The sequence below is a fragment of the Akkermansiaceae bacterium genome, assembly GCA_017798145.1.
Taxonomy (GTDB): domain Bacteria; phylum Verrucomicrobiota; class Verrucomicrobiia; order Verrucomicrobiales; family Akkermansiaceae; genus Luteolibacter.
Map to the genome: position 1 here is coordinate 2210100 of CP059069.1, position 22533 is coordinate 2232632.

Genomic DNA, 22533 nt, shown 5'->3' on the forward strand with positions numbered 1-22533 from the left:
CCGTCGCCATCTCCGACTTGTTCAGCATCTTTTCGTCTCCGCATGATCCCAGGACTCCCGAACTCGTGGGAATACGCAAGCCGAGCAATCGAATTACGATCGGCTTTCGCTTACAGGAATTCATTCGCCACGTCTGGAACTTCCGAAACCTCGTCGATCCGCCGCCACGGAGCATTATCTTTCCTCTGCGATCCAGGGATTTTATTAGCTGAACGTCTAAGGAATGGCGGCGCCGGGGGTCAACTTCCAAAATGATCAGACGGCTTCCTCGGCGTCGCCATCTCCGCCTTGTTCGGTATTCTTCTTGTTAGTTGCTTCGGCGGCTTGAGTGGGATGCTGCCTTAAGGTCAAACTTGCTGCCGTTAAAGACAGTAGCGCGGCAATCGGCATCCAAACCGCTAGAAACACTTCTGTGAGTCCGCCGACTGCAAATAGGGCTGTATTCGGCTGGAAATGCGGAAAAAAATGATTCCGCAAACCTCGCAACCCTATCCGGAGTTCCGGCGAGTGTCCTCCCGCCAGATTGAAAAAGAACTAACGAAGCAGGGATCGCATAGAACGATGCGTTGCAGATCCAGAAGAATAGCGAAGATCCACGCTGCTTGCCGTGGAGGATGTTGCCATAGCCGATGATGCAAAGGAACGTAAGAAAGGCTAATGCGAGGCCTAAGCCAGTAGAGCCTGGGTCTACCATGCAAGTGACGAATGATTCCTTCTTCGCGTATGCCAAATAGGGTAATAACGAGATGTAACCAACTATGCGCAGGATGTGGCAAATGGCTCTCATCGTTTCTTACCGAACGTCTAAGGAATGGCGGCGCCGGGGTCAACTTCCAAAATGATCAGACTGCTTCCTCGGCGTCGCCATCTCCGCCTTGTTCGCCTCGCTGTTTTATTGATGAATCGGGTCGCCTTCTCACAAAAATACCTCTCAGAATCAATGATGGGACACACCCGATCAGCGCGAGTAGCCAGCCCGCCATCATTATTCCTACATTGCCGCCTACGCCATCGTAACCGATATTCCCCGATCGACGCGCGGCATCGATTAAAATTGGAAGTGTAAGAAGCCGATGAGCTATGAGTCCCGCCCAAACGAGAAGAACTGTAGCCGATAGTCTAGCGACCATAGATCGAGGCCAAACTGGTAGTCGAGGCCACACTAGCAGTAAAAGGAAGGCCGAACCAAATTAGCATTTGGCTCGCATCAACCCAAGTTCTGCTTGTGATCATGATTTCTTGGCGAGACCCTATGGCTGCCCGTTGAGCACGGCGCAGCATTTCAGATCCAATCTTTATTGGTTTGAAAGGTGGCGTGTCCGGTTCAATCCGTGGGCTATCCCGAATGAACGGGACCTATCCAACATTCATATGAACAAACAAATGAAAACGAACTCGGACACGCCACGCGCACTCTACCTCGGACTCGACGTCCATAAAGAAAAAACATCCATCGCCATCCTCGAAGCGGAGCGCGATGCCGAGCCACGCCTCTACGGCGAGATCAACACCACCCAGCACGCCCTCGAACGCGCCGTCCGCAGGATCGCCAAAAGCAACGGGCGCAAACTCTCCGACCTCCACGTCTGCTACGAGGCGAGCGGATGCGGGTTCTGGATCGCGCGGCGGCTTTTGCAGATGGGCGTCCGCTGCGAGGTCATCGCCCCTTCCCTCATCCCCACCAAGTCCGGCGACCGGGTCAAGACCGACAAGCGCGACGCCATGAAGCTCGCCAAAAACCTCCGCTCCAACGACCTCGTCCCGGTCAACATCCCCGACAGCGTCGACGAGGCCGTCCGCGACCTGTGCCGCGGCCGCACCGATGCCGTCGACGACCTCCGGCGCGCCAGGGCCAGGCTCCTCGCCCTGCTCCGCCGCCTCGGCTACAGATACGACGGCAAGACCCACTGGAGCCAGGCGCACATGAACTACCTTCGCGGCCTCAGGATGCCCGACAGCGCCCACCACATCGTCCTCGAGGACAACCTCACCCTCATCGACTTCCATGAGAAACGGGTCGAGCGGATCGAGACCGAGATGCTCAACCTCCTCGGCGGCTGGCAGCGCAAACCCCTCGTCGACGCACTCATGGCCTTCAAGGGCTTCAAGCTCGTCGCCGCCATGGTCACCGTCTCGGAGATCGGCACGTTCAGCCGTTTCGAACACCCCAAGAAGCTCATGGCCTTCCTCGGCCTCGTGCCCTCGGAAAACTCCAGCGGAGGCAAACAGAGGCAGGGAGGCATCACCAAATGCGGCAACCCCCACGCCCGCTGGCTCCTGATCGAGCAGGCCACCCACTACCGCTTCCCTCCCAAGGTAAGCGAACAGCTCTCGCGCCGACAGAGCGGGCAGGCGCGCTGGATCCTCGAGCTTTCATGGAGCACCCAGCTGCGGCTCAGCACCCGCTTCATGTCGCTGGCCAGGCGCAGGCTGCACCACAACAAGATCAAGGTCTCCGTCGCCCGCGAGCTCTGCGCCTTCATCTGGGAGCTGGGCACCAGGATCGAATCCAAAACCCCCATCAGGAAAACGTCCGAACCCTCCACCATGCCCGCCCGCCGCAGGAACCGATAACCGCACCACTCCACCTTCCCTTTTTCAAATCCCCCCCGGCGTCCCTTGGGGGGGATTTGAAAAATGAAAGCTTCCGTTACCAGGGACATAAGAAGCCGCATAAGAAAGAGACATATACCGGTCATCTGCGTTGCAGACCGGGATGGGAAGCGCCAGCCGGCCCAATCCTCGATAGACGTTCTGGGTTAGTCCGGCATTGCCGGGCGAGCACCCGTGCAGAGACTGAAACAAGGGCCACAAACGTGAATAAAGAAACTGTTGGAAAGGCTCCGAAAGGAGCAGCCCACGAATAGCAGCATACCAAGCACTAGGCGAACCTGCTGATCACAACTGGATCAAACAACGCCATTCCCATCCCGGCCTACAGCACAGAGAAACCGGAAGAAACCTCATCAGATACCATCGATGACATAGAGAAACTTTTGCCCATTGACAAACAGGCAGCCATAGCAACGTCTAAGGAATGGCGGCGCCGGGGTCAACTACCAACTTAATCAGACGGCTTCCTCGGCGTCGCCATCTCCGACTTGTTCTGCTTTTTTATTTCTTCTCGCCTTCGGGTTCTGAGGCTGAGACAATCCACTGCGTATTAAGCCATAGCTTTTTGGTAAATGTCTTTGGCTCCTCAGGGGCAGGTTGTGGAGTCCCCTGGCGTAGCAACTCGTGGGGGAGGCCAAACCTTTGTGGTGAATTCGACGAAGATCCATGATCCTTCGCCCTTGCGGATGATCTTAATCTGCCCATTGCTTTGTCGCGCATTCTCAGCAAACGAGACGTTGTATGTTTTCCCCAGTTCGGGGAAGGTTTCATTGTCGGCGTGCGCGAAAGGACTACACGCCACTGCCATGATAGCGATTAGTGCGATTCTCGATAGTGGTTTTTTCATTGGTATGGTTTTCTTGCAGAACGTCTAAGGAATGGCGGCGCCGGGGTCAACTTCCAAAATGATCAGACGGCTTCCTCGGCGTCGCCATCTCCGCCTTGTTAGCCTTCTTTAATTTGGATCCTAGTATTGTCGTCTTACGTAGTTCTGTGGGGGAATGTCTATGTATCCTGTCTAGCAAACCAATGCGCTAATTCATCAACCGCGCGGGACAGATCAAGCAGATCGTCAGTTGTTAGTCTCTTTGCCTTAGCTTGCCATAATCCTTCTTCACCGACCGCAGTAACTCCAGTCGTGTCCATCGCTTGCTCGATAGTCGCGACCCACTCCAAGGCGTCTTCATCAAGTGACTCCCTATCAAGATCATCGAATGCGAACATACAGGAAACAAATGCTGCTGATACTGAGGCCTCCGCATTCGGGACGTGCGGAAGCATTAAACTGCGCCTCGCATATGACAATCGCTGGCTCTGATACGAGTATTTCATTTTCTTGGCTAACGTCTAAGGAATGGCGGCGCCGGGGTCAACTTCCAAAATGATCAGACGGCTTCCTCGGCGTCGCCATCTCCGACTTGTTATGCTTCTTTGATTTATTCGGCAAACGGATCGCTGTCATCCTGGTGTCTCGTATTCTCCTTCGGAGCCACCGCTTCCTTCTTCGGTTGCTCCTGTCGGTAGAGCGCTGTGTAATTCGATGAATCTTCGAGTATTGGAAGACCGAATTCGCGACACAATGCTTCCAAGGCGACGAGATCTATCAGGTTCGATACACCCTTGGGTCGAGCAACATAATCATCGCATAAGAAGCAAATATCGATCGAGGCAACCACCTTCCAATCCCGATCGTAAAAGACGAATGCGTGATGAGGATCGTAACAATCGACATCACCATGCTCGCTCTCTGAGTCGGTCGATAGCAATGCTCTCAACTTTACGGTTTGAGCATCATTGAGCCTTAGCGTTGTTGCACGGATCACGCCTTTGTGAAGGCTGCCATCGGGGAAAGTGATCGAACTACCTCGTTGATCCTGCGTGAAGTCATAGCAGTATGCCACGACGTGCTGGAACGGTTCAGACGGCCACTGCTTGGGCGTGTCATCAGCGTGCACGATGGTGATGAGGAATATCGCAAGCAGAGTCTTCATTTTTCTTTGCATAACGCTCAAGGCATGGCGGCGGCGGAAACGGCTCCCGAAAATGATCCCTCAACTTCCTCGCCGTCGCCATAGCCGCCTTGTTCTGCCTCTTAATTACGAATCACCAAACAACACCTATGAAAGTAACAACCCGGTATGAACCACCAACGCAGGAACTCGATGTGGAAATCACCGTCGAAGACATCACTCGCGCCCTAAAAGAATCCCCCGACTCGCCATCCGAGTACTGCAAATCATGGGCGCTATTGCTCAATCGTTAAAAGCTACGACAGACGAAATCATTGCGGGGATGCTGCCCACACAGAAGAAGATCATCGCTGAATTCCTCGCGGATCAGTCAGCACGATTCTGGGAGAACGTCATAGGAATGGCGCGCCGGTGTAAAGCCCGAATTTAATCAGACGGCTTCCTCGGCGTCGCCATCTCCGCCTTGTTAGGCTTCTTTGTTTGTTTGGATCAGGGCTTATAGCGGTTAGGACTATTGTGCATCTTTGAAACTACGAACATCGCGATTAGACCGATGAACGATAACAGTCCAAGAAGACACCAAATTGGCTCGATTCGCAGCGCCTTCGCGTAGAAATGGCATCCGGTCATCCATAGACCAATCGAAATAATGTTGATTATCCACCATCCGACAATCGGACTCAGACCTAGCGCGAAATCGGGCGGAATGGCACCACTGCCAAATCGAACAAGCAAGCCGACAACAAGAAATGCAACTGCATATAGCTGGTTGTGTCGGTTGCTCCGAAACCGACCATGCGGCTTCTCATCTCGGACTATCTGCCCAGCTTGCCTGTACTGTGGTCTTTCCATGTTTTTCTTGCCTAACGTCAGAGGAATGGCGCGCCGGGGTCAACTCCCAATTTAATCAGACGGCTTCCTCGGCGTCGCCATCTCCGCCTTGTTAGCCTCTTTGGTTTGTTTGGCTCGCTTCGCCTCACCAGAAACCTCCAAGTATTCGGTAGTCGCAACGCCAATAGCTGGAGCCACGCTACACCAGAGTCTGATCTCACCATCCTTCCGAAAATACCAATAACCAGGTTCTGTGTCGTGCCACCCACTATCCCCGGCATACCCTCTGAGCACATGCTTAAGATCGGGAATAGGAGCAGAGTGAGACGACCAGTAAACAATCGAGCACGCTACTCCCTTCCATGCGGTAATAATGACTTCGTGAAAAGCGCTAGGCTGGAACGTGTAGCACATTGCTCCGTCTAAGTCCTCATGTTCCGTTGTCTCAATTGGATCGCCATATGTCACGATTACATCAGCAATCGGAGTGTTCAGTGGGATAAGTTCGATATGCTCTAGGCGATTCCACTTTAGGAAGACGCGACCGAACCAAAAAAATCGAAGGCGAAAGTGCGAGAGCTACCTTTGTAAGTAGTGGTGAAAGCTCGTCGGAATCGCTCATTTCTTTGGCTAACGTTTAAGGAATGGCGGCGCCGGTGTAAACTCCCAAATTAATCAGACGGCTTCCTCGGCGTCGCCATCTCCGCCTTGTTCTGCTTCTTCATTGTTAGCTCCTTGAGTGCACCAAGCAATGTCTTGTCAAAGCAGGTGCCCGCCTCACCTCGATGCGATGAGCCTTCAAAAACATTTGGGACGTTCCCGATTGGTCTAAGTGCTCCAATAGCTACCCGAGAGCCGTTGAACGTCTTGTTGTCCTTCTTGTATTCAAAATATGCGATGTAGAATCGGCCTTCAGAATCCTTGAGGAGATATTCGATTCCTGATCCGAAAAAGGGATCGTTGGATCTATCGTGCTCTGACGCCTCTTTGAAAAGCGCAGTGAAATCATCGACTTCTACAGTACTCCACCTTGTCTCCTAAACGAAACAGGGTTAGGTATGTGGTGTTGTCTTCGTCGCCGCCTTCATCCCACTCAATATCTGCATTCTTCGAGTCGCAAAAATAAACTTCAACTTTCTCGGCATTCGCACTCAAAGCGATGAGGAACGTTAGAATGAGCGTTAGTAAGGTCTTCATTTCTTTGCAGAACGTTAGAGGAATGGCGGCGGCGGGGTCAACTTCCAATATCATCAGACGGCTTCCTCGCCGTCGCCATCTCCGCCTTGTTCAGCATCTTTTGGACTCCGCATGATCCTGGCGCTCCCGAACTCGTGGGAACACGCAAGCCGCCATCGAATCACGAACGGCTTTCGCCTACAGGAATTCATTCGCCACGTCTGGAACTTCCGAAACCTCGTCGATCCACCGCGACGGAGCATTATCTTCCCTCTGCGATCCAAGGATTCTTTCTTGGCTGAACGTCTAAGGAATGGCGGCGCCGGTGTAAACTCCCAATTTAATCAGACGGCTTCCTCGGCGTCGCCATCTCCGGCTTGTTCGCCTGTTTGGTTCCTTGCGGTTGTGATCTCTGACGATGAAGCGACCTTCAGTATGGGAGGAATGGTATCTCCCCACGGGATCGGAGATTCAGCAGAGCGATCAGGCCTCGGAGTAAGGGGTGAAAAACGCGAATTGCCACAGTAATGCGAAGCAGCTGATTATCATCACTGCGACTGCAATGTAACCCAACCCTGGCCACCAGCCATATTCCCTGGAAAACATCGCCCCGACAAAACCGCCTAAACCGCCACCCACTCCACCCATCCACCTCAATGATCGTAGGCTGAACTCGGAAATCTCTCCGCATTCACTACACCGATAGCCTTTGCTCTTCCTGTAGGCGAAGAATCGCAACGGATTGCACAAATTGTGACAGTGGGGACAACGGGTCATTTTGTGGCGAACGTCTAAGGAATGGCGGCGCCGGTGTAAACTTCCAATTTAATCAGACGGCTTCCTCGGCGTCGCCATCTCCGCCTTGTTCTGCCTCTTCATTTCTTAATCACCGGCGTTGAGAAATGGCTGTAATCTGTGTCTACCAACCCGATTAATCAGTGTCAGTCCCAGTATCCACAGCGACCCGCAAATGCCCATCGCCACAATGACGTGCCAAATACACAACACGACGACATTGCTAAGAAGATCGATGTCTACAAATTGGTTAATTCTGTATGCTAGCTCATTGCATAATAGGTGAACCTCAAAACCAAGGCTGAGTGTCGCCCAGCCCATCCACCAATCATCAGAAGTAACGGGGTAAGAAGTGAAGCGAATCAGGAAGAGGATCGTTGAAATGAGACAATATGCCGTCGCGATCATCCAAATCGTGTTCCATCGACGAAGCGTGATCATTTTCTTGCAGAACGTCATAGGAGAGCCGCGCCGGGAAGGAGGCTCGAAATGATCAGACGGCTTCCTCGGCGTCGGCTCCTCCGGCTTGTTCTGCCTCTTCGATTCATTGGATGTAAGGCTCTAAAACTTTGGATGCGATTAATGAGAAGAATCCAAGAGCCAGGAGAATATTGCGAATCCTATAAAACAGCGCAGATTTATCGTTCAAGGCTTCCATGGAGGATTCAATTTGTTCAGCGGCCTTCTGATGCTGCCCGTATAAAACGCGTGCTTTCTCAACGGTGAAATACTCACCAGTAGAACCATTATAGCCATCCTTACCCGCAGCCACTACTCCCATCATGCTCCCTGCCTTCTCCGAATGCTCAAGAAGCTGCCCGTTGGTGAATAACATAATGTGGTGCATCTCAATACGACGGAACCCGAAATAGACGGAAACAGCAAGTAGTAGCAGAGAAAAATAGATTGATCGTGAAGTAATTCCAACCAAGCCGCTCCGGCACAAGATGATTAACCAGATAAGAAAAAACGGCTCCCGTGAGTGCCGTAATGAAATAGTCAAACTTGCGGGACGCCTCCTGTCCGGTAGCGATGGTCTTATAGGCGGTAGTCTCGCTCATTTCTTGCAGAACGTCTAAGGAATGGCGGCGCCGGGGTCAACTTCCAAAATGATCAGACGGCTTCCTCGGCGTCGCCATCTCCGACTTGTTCTCCTTGTTTTTGAGTATTGGGATGCGCTACTTCCCGGCAATGGCACGAATCTTCTTCCGCAAAGCAGGTGGCATTCGAAACCGTTCGGCACTCTTCGGGCTATATCCAGTTCCGGATATGGAACCAATACGGAAATGCCCATCCGTATCCCTGATCTCAAAAAAATATAGCGGTGCTCCCGGAGTCGCTGGAAAGAATTGTTTGGCTGCCGGAAACCTCCATACTCCCTCTTCTTCATCGTATTGAGGCTTAGCCAAGGTGAATCCATCGTGAAATTCGGCCGTGCTCTTGTCGCCGAGGATTATGGCACCAATCGCACTGACGTTCGCTTTCGTTAGCGTGGGTTCAACTGCGCTGGCGCTACCCGCCATGATAGTTGTAGCGATCAGCAGTGATGCAAAAGTCTTCATTTCTTTGGAGAACGTTATAGGAATGGCGGCGCCGGTGTAAAGCTCGGATTTAATCAGAAGGCTTCCTCGGCGTCGCCATCTCCGCCTTGTTCGGCTTCTTCCATTATTCGATCAAGTGGTTGTTCAGAAGATACTTCCGCCCCTTGGGTATCACAACATGGTGAGGGGTCTCCCAAGGCTCCATAATCTGGTCGATCATGCCCGCCTTAACAAGTTCGTGGAGGCAGTCGTCAACCCGCGCTTGCGAAAGCTGGGTAACTTCAGAAAGCTTCGAGTCATCCTCGCCCGCCTCATACACGGCGACGAGAACTTGGTCACGGTGAGTAACTTCCTTCAAAGCTGGGGAGGGGCGAGACTGCAATGAAAGAATCTCCTTCTCCAACTTGGAAATCTTGGATCTCAGACGGGTGGTTGCTCTTGCGCCGTTCCAAAGTGAAATTCCGAGACATATTGCTAGGATGGCTATTCCTAACGCTACTAGCTGCATATCTATGTGTGGGGCTGCAATCGCTAGAAGTGCTGACAAGGCCGCTACCACCACTATGGCACTCCACGCTCCAACTCGCGACAACAGCCATCGCAGGATTTGGATTTCTGTTGGTTCTACCTCTCGCATTGCTTCTTAATTTATTGCCGAACGTCATAGGAATGGCGCGCCGGTGTAAAGCTCCGAATATAATCAGACGGCTTCCTCGGCGTCGCCATCTCCGCCTTGTTCTGCTTGTTGATTTTGTAGTATGGTATTACTGATCTCCTCAGAAATGGTGAAAACGATCTTAGCGTCACCGGAATCTGTTCCCACCGTTAGCTGCTTGTGCGTTCCTAGTCTCCCACTGTCTCGAAACTCGGAAAACGGGATTCTAAGAGGACGGTGAAACAGGCTGAAGATGGCTGTAGGAACAAAAGCGACCCATCTTTCGACTTCTTCGACCTTCACATTACAAGAGTATGAGGTTGATCCCCACGCCGAACCACTCATTCCGAACGAGTCTCGCTTGCTTCCGCTGAAATTCGGAACCGGATCAAAAAACCTACTGAGCTTCTGCCATCCACTGAGCTTACGCATCAGTAGAATGCCGAACAACCAAAGCATCACAAAACCCACAAGCGCCGGAATTACTATCAACGGATTTTCTATGGTCGCGAACAAAGGCATTTCTTGCAGAACGTCTAAGGAATGGCGGCGCCGGTGTAAACTCCCAATTTAATCAGACGGCTTCCTCGGCGTCGCCATCTCCGCCTTGTTCTCCTTCTTTTTTGAAGTCGAAGGTTCTCGATCCAATCTGTTCGGAGTCGTATGCAAGATCCACGACTAGTCTATCGAAGCTCTTCATGTCGTAAATTACTAGCTGGGGTGCTGGGGAAGCCATGTCGCCCTTTGCCACAGTGAGCCATCTGCTAGACGCCTGCTCTTCGACCTGTACAAAATCTCCATCGCTAGACTTGAATAATACGATGATAATCTCCAGCAAACTTGCGTCGTAGGCTTCTTGTTCAGTTAGTGTGAGCGTTATCTCATTCTTCGGTTCATCCCAAACCGCCTCTTGGATAATGACCGGCGCAGTATCTTCGACTTGCTCCTCGTCCGGCGTTCGCTCAATTGCTGAGGAAGGCTTGCAAGACGCGACAATAAGAGAAAGGCAAGGAACGAAGATAATTGGTGATACTCTCATTTCTTGGAGAACGTCTAAGGAATGGCGGCGCCGGGGTCAACTTCCAAAATGATCAGACGGCTTCCTCGGCGTCGCCATCTCCGCCTTGTTCTCCTTCTCTATTTGGTTGCTTGTCTCCAAGTGTGAGGTTCAATCCCATCCATATCGAATGTCGCTGGGCTTAAGATTGAGGCTCAGAAGCTCATTGAAAAGGTCAGCAGCGAAAGATTCGCCAGCATTAGGTGGTATGCGTGATATCCAGCCAATCCCGTCCCTATTCAAAATAAAAGCATCGGGATCCATTCGTTTGCGCAGTGTGGCGGCGGAAATACGGAGGTCAGTAAATCGCTTGCTCAGATGATCCGCCGACTGCATGGGAAGTTCTGCATCTACCACCAGATAAAGTTGGTGATCTAGATCCATACAGATCGCCCCAAGGCTACCTTGGTTAAAGGATAGCCAGCAATTCTGTCTGAATCCATCTGAGGAGCGTAAGTCGTTGGTGTTCCCCAAGAACGTTTGGACAGCGCGGTTCTCCACGCAGATTGTTGCGGCATCCTGTGTTGTTGATATGGCGTGAGACCCGTTGCTGCAGCCAAGCAACAAGGAGAAGATCGCCATCAAAATTGGGTGATGCCAGCGCATGTATTTCTTTGGAGAACGTCATAGGAATGGCGCGCCGGTGTAAAGCTTGAATTTAATCAGACGGCTTCCTCGGCGTCGCCATCTCCGCCTTGTTAGCCATCTTTTTTGATTAGCATGTGAAAGCCCGTGAAGTCGTAACGCTTGAGCAGATCCTCGTAGGACATCAGTAGTCTGCCACTAAGTGGCTCGCCGACAACGAACAAGTCTCCCTCCATGCCCAAAATGGCGATGAAATGGCCTATCGAACCAAGTCTGACACCCACCATGGCAGGAAGACGCACATTCGGATTAAAGCCCGACCCGAACTCAAACTCTACATCATATCCTCGTGCCCTCGCCGAACGAGCCAGATACCACGCTTCCGTCCCACCCGCATACGAGTGAGCTTCTCTAGCTATCTCTCGCTCCGTTACTTGAGTGCCTAAACTCCGAATTACAGAGGCTGTCGAAGCCGCTCCGCATGTCGATGGAGTGCTCTGGAGGCAAATCTCGCCATCCCACTTATCCTTGAACGTGTCTTCCGCGATCGATCCGATAAATGGCTTGATGAATGGAACAATCGAAAACGCAGCGATTCCGAGTAATGGCACAACCAATAGTAGTCGAGGCAAGAAAGTCGCTGCTAATCCGCCCGCCAAGCCGATAAATACTATGAGAAGCTCGCTGCCTGCGATGCTTCTGAATTGGTAATACCAGCTTGGCTCTGGAAAAATGTGCGCGTAGTAGGCAGCGAAACTTAAGCCGGGCAAAGCGAGAATTGTCGCTACTAGGAGGTAAGCAGCTCTAGTCTTGAGACTCTTGTTCAACGCGAATCTGTAGGCAACGAAGAACGCCGCAAAAGATAGAAGTGCGGATGTGACGCCGAGCCAGTTAGGATTCATTTTCTTTGGCTAACGACAAAGGAATGGCGCGCCGGTGCGACTCACAAAATAATCAGACGGCTTCCTCGGCGTCGTCCATCTCCGCCTTGTTGTGCTTCTTCATTTTAGTGCACAGTCTGGTAGTCGATGGGCACCGAGAAACGGATGCGGTTCGAGTGGGAAGATTCCTTGCTGGCCTCACCGCCTCCGCCGAATCCGGCCATGCCAATAGAAAGCTTGCCGCCCCCCTTGGTTGCCGCAGTCACCTCGACATCGAAGTCCACGAGGAACCCGACGCCGTATTGACCTACGTGGACGCCCTTCCCGACTATCTCCTGACCACCTCTACCCACCCGGACGGCAATCCTGTCAGGGTGATCCTTCTTCGCCAGATCCACCCCGTTAATAATCTGCGTGAGGGTGGCACGCACAAACTCGTCTAATTCCATGAATGTAAGTATATTTGTTGTTAATGTGATGGAGCAGATTCGCAAAGGCTGCGAGTCTGCTAAGTGTGAAATTCCGGATAACGTGTCATTCGATTTAGGTCTGTCTGCATATGACGATGAGATTGATGTGACTGGAACCGATGGAGCGCGTGTAAAGTTCTGTCTTCCTTTCTTGCACAACGTCTAAGGAATGGCGGCGCCGGTGAAAAGCTCAAAATTAATCAGACGGCTTCCTCGGCGTCGCCATCTCCGACTTGTTCTGCCTCTTCGACTAATAATTCTGGCTGCCGCTCAAAAATGGTCACTAAGCTCTCTCGCAACTCCGATAGCGACGTCTCATCGAGATCCAAATGCATGTCGAACTTTGTCGCGGTGAGGCTTGGATGAAGTGGCTTGTCGAGCATGACAAGGACTCGATCGGAGCCAACCAGGACTTTGTCTATGATGCGAATGCCGCTGTAAAGCTGATCTCTATACTCGAACTGAACACCTTCGTCCTCCTCATGCGCTTCTGACAAGTATCGTTGAAAGCTGACATACTCACCGTGATCATTGGCGAGTCCGACAGTGAGAACGTTGAATACGTATTCTTGACCGAGGGACGTAGCCGTAAATGTGATCGTGTCCGTATCTGGCATTCTATTTCTTGCAGAACGTTAAAGGAGAGGCGCGCCGGTGAAAACTCCGAAAAGATCAGACAGCTTCCTCGGCGTCGGCTCCTCCGGCTTGTTCGGGACTTTCATTGTGCTAGGCATAAGTGGCAGGCTTGTCACGGGCTTCTCTGATGCGGCGATCCATGTCTTTAAGCCTCTTCTTCAGTGCTTCCTTCTCTGCCTGCTGTTGTCTGGATTGTGCCATGCCAATAAGGATGCCGATGGCGTTGATAGCGATGCCGCTCCCGGCGATAGATCCACTCACGATATCGAACTTCCCAAGGCTCGCTCCGTAGCACAACCCGCTGACGGCGATGATACTTCCGCCCCAAGTGGTGACGTTCTTCCAGAATCCAAGGGTGTTGATCTTCATCTGTTGCTGCTCTGCTTTGTGGGTTCTTATGTCGGGGTGACGATCTTCTACCAAGTAGGAGATTTGATAGTGACGAGATGGATCAAGAAAACTTCTTCCCCGAACGTTATAGGAATGGCGGCGCCGGTGTAAAGCTCGGATTTAATCAGAAGGCTTCCTCGGCGTCGCCATCTCCGCCTTGTTCGGCTTCTTCCATTATTCGATCAAGTGGTTGTTCAGAAGATACTTCCGCCCCTTGGGTATCACAACATGGTGAGGGGTCTCCCAAGGCTCCATAATCTGGTCGATCATGCCCGCCTTAACAAGTTCGTGGAGGCAGTCGTCAACCCGCGCTTGCGAAAGCTGGGTAACTTCAGAAAGCTTCGAGTCATCCTCGCCCGCCTCATACACGGCGACGAGAACTTGGTCACGGTGAGTAACTTCCTTCAAAGCTGGGGAGGGGCGAGACTGCAATGAAAGAATCTCCTTCTCCAACTTGGAAATCTTGGATCTCAGACGGGTGGTTGCTCTTGCGCCGTTCCAAAGTGAAATTCCGAGACATATTGCTAGGATGGCTATTCCTAACGCTACTAGCTGCATATCTATGTGTGGGGCTGCAATCGCTAGAAAGCTACTGACAAGGCCGCTACCACCACTATGGCACTCCACGCTCCAACTCGCGACAACAGCCATCGCAGGATTTGGATTTCTGTTGGTTCTACCTCTCGCATTGCTTCTTAATTTATTGCCGAACGTTATAGGAATGGCGGCGCCGGGGTCAACTCACAAAATAATCAGACGGCTTCCTCGGCGTCGCCATCTCCGGCTTGTTCGCCTTGTTTTTCGTTGATTGCGCCCGAATCCAGATCAGTTCAAATCCATTCAAAATTCTATCGTAACCTTCTTGCCGCGATTGAAAGTCTGGTTGTCAGAAGTCATCTTGTCTATCAGTTGGGACTTAGACGTGAAAATTATTGCTTCAGAATCCTTTGAATTGGATGTGAGTTCATATTTGTAGTGCCCCTCTTCCTTCGTGATCAACGCAGAATTCTGGTTCTTCGGAAAGCTGCCATACCAATAGAAGATACCAAACGAACTCGGTGAGGAGTCGATGATCGATGAGAAATCTGAATGGAATGCGCCGATGACCATTTTCTTGGCGAACGTCTAAGGAATGGCGGCGCCGGTGTAAACTCCCAATTTAATCAGACGGCTTCCTCGGCGTCGCCATCTCCGCCTTGTTCTGCCTCTTCTATTCTCGAATGATCCCAGCGGCTCAATCTCATGAAATCTGTAAAAGTCAGGTTGCAAGACGCTTGGCCACGACGGCGATAATCGGGACAGAGCTGATGAAGACGCCAGCCCAGGAAAGGTAACGCGGACGCTCTCTCCGAACGACTCCAACGACTGATAGCAGCAAAACGATAGGTGTCGTGACGACTAGGACAGCTATGACGGCAAAACCTTCGTATCCACTGGTCTCAGCCTCTGTGCGACTTAACTCGGTCATCACGTAAACAGCCCACATGACTGCGAAGGCCGCTACCGCCAATCCAGCCACGGAAAATATAGGAGTCTTTCTGGTTTTCAATGGCTGGTTATTTCTTTGCAGAACGTCTAAGGAATGGCGGCGCCGGGGTCAACTTCCAAAATGATCAGACGGCTTCCTCGGCGTCGCCATCTCCGCCTTGTTCGGCTTTCTTGTTTATTCGTCATCGTTATTCTTACGCGATCTTAGCGAAGAATAGTGAACTGCCCAATACAACGCCAATCCAGCAATGCCAAATACAAAGGCGAGCAAGCCCCAGAACAGCGGTATGAATAAAAATGGATCTTCGGACTCAAACTCGGACTCCAGCCTCTTCGCATCGTTACTAACGACAAATGCCATAATTATGTGAACGATCAGGATGAGTGCTCCATAAGCGACTGCGACCGCCCCAAGGCCTTCCCCGCTGATTACTGGAATTCCGAATGAGTTCATGATTTATTTTGTGTTGGTTATCGGGTTGCGGCTACGAATGCTCTTTTCTTATTTATTTGCCGAACGTTAAAGGAATACCGCGCCGGTGCGACGCTCAACTTGATCAGACTGCTTCCTCGGCGTCGGTATCTCCGCCTTGTTCGGGTTCTTCATTGTCTTCGGAAGGAGGTGATGCGTGAAAACTACGAAACCGAAATGCGGATATTGTGGTGAAGTGTCAAAATGGGGATACTACAATATGGACGGACAAAAGATCTGCGACGATTGCGGCGACTTCGTGAGGAGTGCTACGCTAGAGCCTAGATCTCGGATCAAGCCCGTGATAGGAACATGCGGCGGAGATGAACGTCCTAAGCAACTCGCGGTCAAACCAAGTCTTCTCGGAAAGGTGCATCACCCAATAAACGATCTGAGAATGAGTGGAGCAAGAATCCAGGTCGATGTCGTAATCAGCGCCATCAGGGTCGAGAACGAGATTCCCGCCTTCTATCTTAGATCTAGGGCTATCTATTCGCGAATTGAACTTATCAAGGAAGTTGTCAGCAAGTTCTTTGGAGTCTGTCATAAGTGGATACGTTGTTTTAGAAATTTCTTATCGAACGTCAAAGGCCTGGCACCCGCTACCGGGAGCGCCCCTCCGCACCAGGTTGAGGTTTGTCACTACCATCAGACTTCGACTCGGGGCGGGTAGCGGGTTGCCCAGTGCCGCCTTGTTCGGCTTCTTTGTGCGGATTGTAGATCACGGCTAGCCTGTTCTCCAGTATGATAATCTTCTTCGCAAATTGCTCACGCAGTAGCTTAGTCTTCTCCTCATCTATCCCTTGAAGAACGATCTCATTTTTGTTCGTTCGTTCACCCTCCTTAAAAACTACACGAGTCCGCATCATCTCTCTGAGTTGTTGAATCGCATATGATACCCTAACGCCCTCAGGAACCTTGTCGCTGGCCATGAAGTGCTGTAAAGACCATTTAGCATTGTTCAGTGCAGCTTTGCGTTGGCCTTCAGGACTTCGATCTAGTCCATTGTTAAAGCCAATGAATCCCGGGAGCGTCTGCTGCATAATCTCGTCCGCAGTTTCTGCGCTGCTGATAATGCATGATGCGAGGAAGATGATTGAGAGAGTCTTCATGTTTTCTGCCGAACGTCTAAGGAATGGCGGCGCCGGGGTCAACTCCCAAAATGATCAGACGGCTTCCTCGGCGTCGCCATCTCCGACTTGTTCGGTTGTTTTTTGGATTCAAGGCGCTCTTTAACCAGGAAGAAAGGTAGCCACAATAGACTCCAATTCGACAGATCTAGGAGTGGGATAATAAACATCCATTCAGCGGGACGAAGGGGATAAATCAAGTATGCCGCTATTGTCGCAATCACTGACATGATTGGCACCATCGAGCTATGCTTGTCGATTCCTCGATTTTTGTTTCGAGTGCTTACGACCACCGCGATCCAGTTCATCAATACGACGAATATGGCAAAAAGTAGCAGCGCGACTGCTAAAACGATGCGGGCAGTAATCATCTATTTTCTTACCGAACGCACAAGGAATCCGGCTCCGGGATGGAGCCGGAAATCATCACACAGCTTCACCGGAGTCCGGATCTCCGACTTGTTAGGCTTCTTCCGAACCGCCAGAAAACTATGACCACAAAATACGACATCAAAAGAGGCGAGGTTCATCTCGCGAAATACGGACACAACCCCATCCCGCTGGACATCATCGACGTGCTGGAAAGAAAGGATGGTGAAACGATGATCCGGCACAATTACGGGTGGGAATCGCTCACCGAGTTTATGACTAGGCGTCCCGCTAGAATGGGGCGCATCCGCAAAATCCTCGGCATCCGATGCGGGGTCATTCGTGAGCCTAACGTTATAGGAATGGCGGCGCCGGTGTAAACTTCCAATTTAATCAGACGGCTTCCTCGGCGTCGCCATCTCCGACTTGTTCGCCTTGTTGTTTTCGTTATTGAAGCAGGTCTTCGAGCTCATCCTCGCCACACCAGTCTTCGGTATCCCGCAAAACAACATCCCGTAAGAACGCGAAAAGGCTCGGATGCTTAGAGTTCACAAGGCGCGAATGAGTTGAGCCGTTAAAGGATGGATGAAAGTAGACGACTTGATCTGTAATCTTCTCTCCGTCTAATGCAAATCCTGCGAAATCGTCGCAATCTTGCCGTGCCGCAAATACACGCACTCGATCGCCAGTCGCCGACTCCTGGGCGCACGCCTTCTCTGCCGACTCACCCTCATCGGAATCGAAGAAGCGCCAAGGTCGGAGTTCTGAAACGCCATTGGCAAGGATCCAGCGTAGGGCTAATGACGACTGATGACTCATTTTGTGGCGAACGTCTAAGGAATGGCGGCGCCGGGGTCAACTTCCAAAAATGATCAAACGGCTTCCTCGGCGTCGCCATCTCCGACTTGTTCGCATTCTTCGTTATTAGTCGTGAGAGTAAGATCTGATTGGGGACTAATGTTGGCTCCATGCCTGATACACCTTGCCAATCTCATTTGCGGATACTTCATTGATTGGGTAGCGATCTGAACGAGCTATATCCGATGTGTGCCATAGTTTGGTATCGAGGAGGTGTAGCGGTAGGAATACTGTTGTCATAGATCCATCCCATCGAAAGTCTTCCACAAAGCCTCGGGGTGCCCACGTATACCACTTGACTCCGTTCAATCCGATGTGCGATGGCTCATAACGTCCTTGTATGCTAAGGAAAAAATAGCTGACAACGTAAAATCCAACGGCCGCGCCGAGACTAAACACAATCCGTCGCCTGGTGAAAAATCGAGGTCTGGGAGCTGTCATGTTTTTCGCGAACGTTAGAGGAATGGCGGCGGCGGGGTCAACTTCCAATATCATCAGACGGCTTCCTCGCCGTCGCCATCTCCGCCTTGTTCAGCATCTTTTGGACTCCGCATGATCCTGGCGCTCCCGAACTCGTGGGAACACGCAAGCCGAGCCATCGAATCACGAACGGCTTTCGCCTAAAGGAATTCATTCGTCACGTCTGGAACTTCCGAAACCTCGTCGATCCGCCGCCACGGAGCATTATCTTTCCTCTGCGATCCAAGCGATTCTTTCTTGGCTGAACGTCAAAGGAGAGCCGCGCCGGGAAGGAGGCTCGAAATGATCAGACGGCTTCCTCGGCGTCGGCTCCTCCGACTTGTTCTGCCTCTTTCTTTATTGCGGTGGGTCATGGCTGTGGAACGAAAGCTCCAATGGCCATGGATGCCAATGACAATACGAATCCAAGATAAAACAATCGAACGATGCGAGCTTCGGACTTGGTCAGGTCAATTATTGAAGTTGCCTCCCAGCCGTCTTTATCAGGGTATTTCTCTAGATTGCCCCACAGGTGGCGTGCTAATCGCTGTGAAGCGTTCGCCTCAAATGAAATGCAGTAAGATCCGGTGATAATCGAAACGACAATCATGCAGATTGAAATCTTAAACGCTACCGGGTGCATGGACGTATGCTGTGCGAAAGCAACCAACACGGTGAGGCTTCCGGCTAATAGTCCGGTAAGAAACCGAACCCATGCTAGAAGTGATCTCAGACCGTTCAGCGTTAATTCGTGGATGACTTGCGATTGCTTCATTTATTTGCAGAACGTCTAAGGAATGGCGGCGCCGGGGTCAACTTCCAAAATGATCAGACGGCTTCCTCGGCGTCGCCATCTCCGCCTTGTTCGCTTTTTTATTGTTTCGGTTCGCTTGGGAGTCGCTTCAGGTTCTTCACGTATCTCTCATTACTGAATTCGCCCTGATTCTGCAAAAGGTCAAAAACTTCGATGCTGATTGCTTGGGCAATGTAAACCTTGGCATCATCTTCTGATATTCCTTGATTCATCAAACGCGCCAAGGTTTCCCGCGCTTCTGGTGGGTCGTTATTCTCCAGTTGGTTTTCAACTGTTTCGATAAATGCCGCTTTTAGATGTGGGTTGTGATCGTCCATTTCTCTTTCATTAGCGAACGTCTAAGGAATGGCGGCGCCGGGGTCAACTTCCAAAATGATCAGACGGCTTCCTCGGCGTCGCCATCTCCGGCTTGTTCTCCTTCTTTTGCTGTCTGACATGTTGAGTGCTTCTTGGCTAAAATGCTTAGCACGTTGTATCCAGCAGTTGGGATATCGTCATTCTCTGAAATCGCTTGTGGCCAATCCCACCAAGGATCGACTTCACCGATAATCTCACCGCCACTCATCAAAAATCGTCTTGATATGAGCGAATCGCGTCTCAATCACCTCCCGCTTCTCAATCTGCGATGCAGTGGGTGGCGCATCACCAGTCCAGTTCAGAAGTCCGGCAAGAAACGATCGGGTTTGCCGCTTGCCGTCTCTATTCAAATGCAGTGAGAGGACTACTCCGCAACCGAACCGACCTTCATCAATCGGAATGCTCCAAAAATGCCCCCGGCTTCAAATGGCTAGTCGACTTGGGGGGCGAAAGTCTTCATTTATTGGAGAACGTCTAAGGAATGGCGGCGCCGGGGTCAACTTCCAAAATGATCAGACGGCTTCCTCGGCGTCGCCATCTCCGACTTGTTAGCCTTTGTTGGTTGATTAGTAGTCGACCGTCAGCGCTTCAAAGGTTCCGACCTTGATTCCTTCGTCACGCCACGAACCTTCAATCTCTTGAATGTCTTTCTTGATCTGTTCGAGTCCGCCTAACCAACCACGGTAGACCATCTTCACCGGAAGCCGTTCGCTGAGCGTCTTAACGGACTTGATGAAGTGCTCACTACGCTCTATCGGATTCCTCAGAACGTTGTAGCCCAAGCGAATCCCATCAAACGGCCCCGGGTGGTGGTGCACGATCTCTCCATCGACGAGCGGGAACAGCCAGACGGCAACGTCGTCGCCCTCACCTGAGATCGTCTGCACTCCGAAGTAGTCATCGACCTGCGAGAATTGGAGATCCTCGAACTGCTTGAAATCGAAGCGCCCCGATGGAGGGAAGTTCGGGTTCTCGTATCCACATATCGTGAACAGATCTCCGAACCCTGGGCGATCATCACCGAACAGGAGATCGACCACGATACCTTCGTAACGTGCGGAATCAGGAAGATCGTCCATCGTGATGTTTTTGGGCTAACGTCTAAGGAATGGCGGCGCCGGGGTCAACTTCCAAAATGATCAGACGGCTTCCTCGGCGTCGCCATCTCCGCCTTGTTGGGCTTTTCAGTTAAGAAGCTAGGTCTGGAACTACTCTTCAGTGGTCTTAGCGAAGTCCATCCGGACTCTCCTGCCGGCAAATATCGCAGGTCGGATCTCTACTGACAATACCTCCTTGCCCTCCGCGAAATCGCTCAGATTACTCCACTGACTAAACGGTGCAATCGACAGGATCACAGACTGCCCCGGATCAAGCTCAAGCCACCGAGTTCCCGCATCTTCACGCAAGTTCTCTATCTCCCCAAGTGCCTGATGATTATTGAAGGCATTCGGCACCCGGTTGCCTTCGACCCAGAGATCGTAAGACTCATCCATGCATAAACGCATCCATGAGACCTTCACTTCGTGCTTCGAAGTATTCGTCAGTCTGACCCCGAGGAGCTTCTTGTCCGATTCTACATCGACCACAAGCTCTAGAGTCCCGCGAATGGCCTCGTAGAAGCGCTGATCTCCTTCTGCAGCCCAATTTGTCCGCTTCTCTTCGGGTGTGATCTCTTTGGTGTCGTTTTCTGGAAGTTGGGTAACCGATACCAACTCAAGTTCTCCTCCGTGCAAGCTGCACTGGATGAAAAGAGCAATTAAGATGAAGAGTCTGGAGATCATTTCTATTGAATGTATGACGCCGCTCTAGCCCAAGGTGGAGCAGCATATTTGATGCCCAACGTCTAAGGAATGGCGGCGCCGGGGTCAACTTCCAAATTGATCAGACGGCTTCCTCGGCGTCGCCATCTCCGCCTTGTTATGCTTTTTATTCGTCTGATTTGAATTCGATGCCCGCGACATTCTCTTCGGGAATCCAAAGCTTCCGCCCCGACCTCAATTCGATCACGATGTAGTCTGAAACAATTCGAGCTTCGCGGCCAGTGAGGTCTTGGTCGGGAATCTGATTGATCAGTGTAATCTGCTCAATAATCCCATCCTCGACTGTGGATGTTCTACCACCCAAAATCAGCTTGTATCCGAGTGGGATGCCAATCAAAAACACGGCAAGAAAGCCGATTGGGAATAGGAAGGCAGAAATCTTGCTCATCAAGGATTCAGTAGGTGGCTGTTGATAGATCGGGGGTTTATCGTTGAGACGCTTGTAGCAAGGCGCACAGTAGCCGTCGTAAATCTCCGCAGTCGATTCTAGGATCTTCGCACCGCAGGATTCGCATGAGACTCGTGGTTGAGGATCGATCATGGATTTCTTTGCATAACGTAATAGCAATGGCGGCGCCGGCTTGCACGCACAAAATTAATCAGACGGCTTCCTCGGCGTCGCCATCTGCGCCTTGTTGGGCTTCTTCGATCTTCGCCGACACTATCTTGATGAGTCGATCTCGCTCACTCATCCGATCCTTCTTGAACTCAAGCCAATCTGCAAGCCAGGCAGGATCTGCAAGCCCCCCGCTCGGCTAGCAAGCCCACACAGCGAACATCATTATCGTAGGCATCAGGATGTGTAGCAACCATGGTAAGAATATTACGAAGATCTGCGAGCGCGGCATCACTCCATGCGGGAAAGACTTTAGTAAATAGGCGGTGCCTCAACCAGCAATTCTCTCGATGGAGCGCCTCGGCAATCGCTGGAGAAGCTGAATCACCGACCTCGGCGAAGTAAGCCGCAAAGGCATCTGCGACTGGCGAATCAGCAACACGCATACAGTAAACCATATCCTTGTGGACTGGCTCAATGACAGGGTAACCAAGTCTGAGTATCCGGTTGGCTCCCTCAACGTCTGCCGCATTCTTCGGCATAAGCAGCATCAGCTCTTTTTCGAGTCATAGGTTTCTTGCAGAACGTTAGAGTAATCCCGCGCCGCGAT

26 protein-coding genes are annotated in these 22533 nt (G+C 51.5%); 4 read left to right on the forward strand and 22 right to left on the reverse strand.

Features of this window, described 5'->3' with window-relative positions; genetic code table 11:
• The first annotated feature begins 1383 nt into the window (after positions 1-1383).
• On the forward strand, positions 1384-2574 hold the full coding sequence (locus tag HZ994_09325) for an IS110 family transposase (GenBank protein QTN32520.1): 1191 nt from the start codon (positions 1384-1386) through the stop codon (positions 2572-2574).
• A gap of 1044 nt (positions 2575-3618) precedes the next feature.
• On the opposite strand, the gene HZ994_09330 is transcribed toward HZ994_09325, so the two are convergent.
• Positions 3619-3837 carry a hypothetical protein gene (locus tag HZ994_09330; GenBank protein ID QTN32521.1) on the reverse strand — a complete coding sequence of 73 codons (219 nt, stop codon included), beginning with the start codon at positions 3835-3837 and terminating at the stop codon, positions 3619-3621.
• 212 nt (positions 3838-4049) lie between these two features.
• Positions 4050-4604 (reverse strand): hypothetical protein, encoded by a 555-nt coding sequence (locus tag HZ994_09335; protein QTN32522.1) that lies wholly within the window; start codon positions 4602-4604, stop codon positions 4050-4052.
• 128 nt (positions 4605-4732) lie between these two features.
• Between HZ994_09335 and HZ994_09340 the strand changes: the two genes are divergently transcribed.
• The gene (locus HZ994_09340) at positions 4733-4876 is read left to right on the forward strand and encodes a hypothetical protein (protein ID QTN32523.1); all 144 of its coding nucleotides are present in this window, start codon (positions 4733-4735) and stop codon (positions 4874-4876) included.
• A gap of 1543 nt (positions 4877-6419) precedes the next feature.
• Here the strand turns inward: HZ994_09340 and HZ994_09345 are convergent.
• The 14 genes from HZ994_09345 to HZ994_09410 all read right to left on the reverse strand — a co-directional run bounded on the left by HZ994_09345 (position 6420) and on the right by HZ994_09410 (position 16672).
• Positions 6420-6611 carry a hypothetical protein gene (locus tag HZ994_09345; GenBank protein ID QTN32524.1) on the reverse strand — a complete coding sequence of 64 codons (192 nt, stop codon included), beginning with the start codon at positions 6609-6611 and terminating at the stop codon, positions 6420-6422.
• A gap of 1318 nt (positions 6612-7929) precedes the next feature.
• Positions 7930-8220, reverse strand: coding sequence for a hypothetical protein (locus tag HZ994_09350; GenBank protein ID QTN32525.1), 291 nt, complete (start codon positions 8218-8220; stop codon positions 7930-7932).
• Positions 8221-8563: 343 nt separating this feature from the next.
• Positions 8564-8947, reverse strand: a complete 384-nt coding sequence (locus tag HZ994_09355) for a hypothetical protein (protein QTN32526.1) — start codon at positions 8945-8947, stop codon at positions 8564-8566.
• Between the two features lie 103 nt (positions 8948-9050).
• On the reverse strand, positions 9051-9473 hold the full coding sequence (locus HZ994_09360; GenBank protein QTN32527.1) for a hypothetical protein: 423 nt from the start codon (positions 9471-9473) through the stop codon (positions 9051-9053).
• Positions 9474-9626: 153 nt separating this feature from the next.
• On the reverse strand, positions 9627-10103 hold the full coding sequence (locus HZ994_09365; GenBank protein ID QTN32528.1) for a hypothetical protein: 477 nt from the start codon (positions 10101-10103) through the stop codon (positions 9627-9629).
• 52 nt (positions 10104-10155) lie between these two features.
• Complete coding sequence (locus tag HZ994_09370; protein ID QTN32529.1) at positions 10156-10620, reverse strand: hypothetical protein; 465 nt, start codon at positions 10618-10620, stop codon at positions 10156-10158.
• Positions 10621-10749: 129 nt separating this feature from the next.
• A complete protein-coding gene (locus HZ994_09375; protein QTN32530.1) occupies positions 10750-11244 on the reverse strand; it encodes a hypothetical protein in 495 nt (164 codons plus the stop codon).
• 92 nt (positions 11245-11336) lie between these two features.
• A complete protein-coding gene (locus tag HZ994_09380) occupies positions 11337-12125 on the reverse strand; it encodes a peptidase C39 (GenBank protein ID QTN32531.1) in 789 nt (262 codons plus the stop codon).
• 104 nt (positions 12126-12229) lie between these two features.
• On the reverse strand, positions 12230-12553 hold the full coding sequence (locus HZ994_09385) for a hypothetical protein (GenBank protein ID QTN32532.1): 324 nt from the start codon (positions 12551-12553) through the stop codon (positions 12230-12232).
• Between the two features lie 221 nt (positions 12554-12774).
• A complete protein-coding gene (locus tag HZ994_09390) occupies positions 12775-13191 on the reverse strand; it encodes a hypothetical protein (protein QTN32533.1) in 417 nt (138 codons plus the stop codon).
• 109 nt (positions 13192-13300) lie between these two features.
• On the reverse strand, positions 13301-13579 hold the full coding sequence (locus HZ994_09395; GenBank protein QTN32534.1) for a hypothetical protein: 279 nt from the start codon (positions 13577-13579) through the stop codon (positions 13301-13303).
• A gap of 195 nt (positions 13580-13774) precedes the next feature.
• Positions 13775-14251, reverse strand: coding sequence for a hypothetical protein (locus tag HZ994_09400; GenBank protein QTN32535.1), 477 nt, complete (start codon positions 14249-14251; stop codon positions 13775-13777).
• A gap of 1012 nt (positions 14252-15263) precedes the next feature.
• Complete coding sequence (locus HZ994_09405) at positions 15264-15542, reverse strand: hypothetical protein (protein QTN32536.1); 279 nt, start codon at positions 15540-15542, stop codon at positions 15264-15266.
• 620 nt (positions 15543-16162) lie between these two features.
• Complete coding sequence (locus tag HZ994_09410) at positions 16163-16672, reverse strand: hypothetical protein (protein QTN32537.1); 510 nt, start codon at positions 16670-16672, stop codon at positions 16163-16165.
• A 246-nt stretch (positions 16673-16918) separates the two neighbouring features.
• On the opposite strand from HZ994_09410, the gene HZ994_09415 reads away from it, so the two are divergent.
• Both HZ994_09415 and HZ994_09420 read left to right on the forward strand, forming a co-directional pair.
• Positions 16919-17185 carry a hypothetical protein gene (locus HZ994_09415; GenBank protein ID QTN32538.1) on the forward strand — a complete coding sequence of 89 codons (267 nt, stop codon included), beginning with the start codon at positions 16919-16921 and terminating at the stop codon, positions 17183-17185.
• On the forward strand, positions 17182-17439 hold the full coding sequence (locus HZ994_09420) for a hypothetical protein (protein QTN32539.1): 258 nt from the start codon (positions 17182-17184) through the stop codon (positions 17437-17439). The genes HZ994_09415 and HZ994_09420 overlap by 4 nt, the downstream gene beginning before the upstream one ends.
• 1307 nt (positions 17440-18746) lie before the next feature.
• Here HZ994_09420 and HZ994_09425 read toward each other — a convergent pair.
• The 6 genes from HZ994_09425 to HZ994_09450 all read right to left on the reverse strand — a co-directional run bounded on the left by HZ994_09425 (position 18747) and on the right by HZ994_09450 (position 21908).
• Positions 18747-18986 carry a hypothetical protein gene (locus HZ994_09425; GenBank protein QTN32540.1) on the reverse strand — a complete coding sequence of 80 codons (240 nt, stop codon included), beginning with the start codon at positions 18984-18986 and terminating at the stop codon, positions 18747-18749.
• A gap of 263 nt (positions 18987-19249) precedes the next feature.
• On the reverse strand, positions 19250-19507 hold the full coding sequence (locus HZ994_09430) for a hypothetical protein (protein QTN32541.1): 258 nt from the start codon (positions 19505-19507) through the stop codon (positions 19250-19252).
• A gap of 59 nt (positions 19508-19566) precedes the next feature.
• The gene (locus tag HZ994_09435) at positions 19567-19755 is read right to left on the reverse strand and encodes a hypothetical protein (protein QTN32542.1); all 189 of its coding nucleotides are present in this window, start codon (positions 19753-19755) and stop codon (positions 19567-19569) included.
• Positions 19756-20113: 358 nt separating this feature from the next.
• Positions 20114-20626: a hypothetical protein gene (locus HZ994_09440; protein ID QTN32543.1), complete on the reverse strand. Its 513-nt coding sequence runs from the start codon at positions 20624-20626 to the stop codon at positions 20114-20116.
• Positions 20627-20755: 129 nt separating this feature from the next.
• The gene (locus HZ994_09445) at positions 20756-21328 is read right to left on the reverse strand and encodes a hypothetical protein (protein QTN32544.1); all 573 of its coding nucleotides are present in this window, start codon (positions 21326-21328) and stop codon (positions 20756-20758) included.
• A 145-nt stretch (positions 21329-21473) separates the two neighbouring features.
• The gene (locus HZ994_09450) at positions 21474-21908 is read right to left on the reverse strand and encodes a hypothetical protein (protein QTN32545.1); all 435 of its coding nucleotides are present in this window, start codon (positions 21906-21908) and stop codon (positions 21474-21476) included.
• Between the last annotated feature and the right edge of the window lie 625 nt (positions 21909-22533).

Excerpts from the sequence above, each read along its gene's own strand:
- HZ994_09325 (QTN32520.1), top strand. The coding sequence starts at position 1,384 with ATGAAAACGAACTCGGACACGCCACGCGCACTCTACCTCGGACTCGAC.
- HZ994_09330 (QTN32521.1), bottom strand. The coding sequence starts at position 3,837 with ATGTTCGCATTCGATGATCTTGATAGGGAGTCACTTGATGAAGACGCC.
- HZ994_09335 (QTN32522.1), bottom strand. The coding sequence starts at position 4,604 with ATGAAGACTCTGCTTGCGATATTCCTCATCACCATCGTGCACGCTGAT.
- HZ994_09340 (QTN32523.1), top strand. The coding sequence starts at position 4,733 with ATGAAAGTAACAACCCGGTATGAACCACCAACGCAGGAACTCGATGTG.
- HZ994_09345 (QTN32524.1), bottom strand. The coding sequence starts at position 6,611 with ATGAAGACCTTACTAACGCTCATTCTAACGTTCCTCATCGCTTTGAGT.
- HZ994_09350 (QTN32525.1), bottom strand. The coding sequence starts at position 8,220 with ATGTTATTCACCAACGGGCAGCTTCTTGAGCATTCGGAGAAGGCAGGG.
- HZ994_09355 (QTN32526.1), bottom strand. The coding sequence starts at position 8,947 with ATGAAGACTTTTGCATCACTGCTGATCGCTACAACTATCATGGCGGGT.
- HZ994_09365 (QTN32528.1), bottom strand. The coding sequence starts at position 10,103 with ATGCCTTTGTTCGCGACCATAGAAAATCCGTTGATAGTAATTCCGGCG.
- HZ994_09370 (QTN32529.1), bottom strand. The coding sequence starts at position 10,620 with ATGAGAGTATCACCAATTATCTTCGTTCCTTGCCTTTCTCTTATTGTC.
- HZ994_09375 (QTN32530.1), bottom strand. The coding sequence starts at position 11,244 with ATGCGCTGGCATCACCCAATTTTGATGGCGATCTTCTCCTTGTTGCTT.
- HZ994_09380 (QTN32531.1), bottom strand. The coding sequence starts at position 12,125 with ATGAATCCTAACTGGCTCGGCGTCACATCCGCACTTCTATCTTTTGCG.
- HZ994_09385 (QTN32532.1), bottom strand. The coding sequence starts at position 12,553 with ATGGAATTAGACGAGTTTGTGCGTGCCACCCTCACGCAGATTATTAAC.
- HZ994_09390 (QTN32533.1), bottom strand. The coding sequence starts at position 13,191 with ATGCCAGATACGGACACGATCACATTTACGGCTACGTCCCTCGGTCAA.
- HZ994_09395 (QTN32534.1), bottom strand. The coding sequence starts at position 13,579 with ATGAAGATCAACACCCTTGGATTCTGGAAGAACGTCACCACTTGGGGC.
- HZ994_09400 (QTN32535.1), bottom strand. The coding sequence starts at position 14,251 with ATGGCTGTTGTCGCGAGTTGGAGCGTGGAGTGCCATAGTGGTGGTAGC.
- HZ994_09405 (QTN32536.1), bottom strand. The coding sequence starts at position 15,542 with ATGAACTCATTCGGAATTCCAGTAATCAGCGGGGAAGGCCTTGGGGCG.
- HZ994_09410 (QTN32537.1), bottom strand. The coding sequence starts at position 16,672 with ATGAAGACTCTCTCAATCATCTTCCTCGCATCATGCATTATCAGCAGC.
- HZ994_09415 (QTN32538.1), top strand. The coding sequence starts at position 16,919 with ATGATTGGCACCATCGAGCTATGCTTGTCGATTCCTCGATTTTTGTTT.
- HZ994_09420 (QTN32539.1), top strand. The coding sequence starts at position 17,182 with ATGACCACAAAATACGACATCAAAAGAGGCGAGGTTCATCTCGCGAAA.
- HZ994_09425 (QTN32540.1), bottom strand. The coding sequence starts at position 18,986 with ATGATTGTCGTTTCGATTATCACCGGATCTTACTGCATTTCATTTGAG.
- HZ994_09430 (QTN32541.1), bottom strand. The coding sequence starts at position 19,507 with ATGGACGATCACAACCCACATCTAAAAGCGGCATTTATCGAAACAGTT.
- HZ994_09435 (QTN32542.1), bottom strand. The coding sequence starts at position 19,755 with ATGAGTGGCGGTGAGATTATCGGTGAAGTCGATCCTTGGTGGGATTGG.
- HZ994_09440 (QTN32543.1), bottom strand. The coding sequence starts at position 20,626 with ATGGACGATCTTCCTGATTCCGCACGTTACGAAGGTATCGTGGTCGAT.
- HZ994_09445 (QTN32544.1), bottom strand. The coding sequence starts at position 21,328 with ATGATCTCCAGACTCTTCATCTTAATTGCTCTTTTCATCCAGTGCAGC.
- HZ994_09450 (QTN32545.1), bottom strand. The coding sequence starts at position 21,908 with ATGATCGATCCTCAACCACGAGTCTCATGCGAATCCTGCGGTGCGAAG.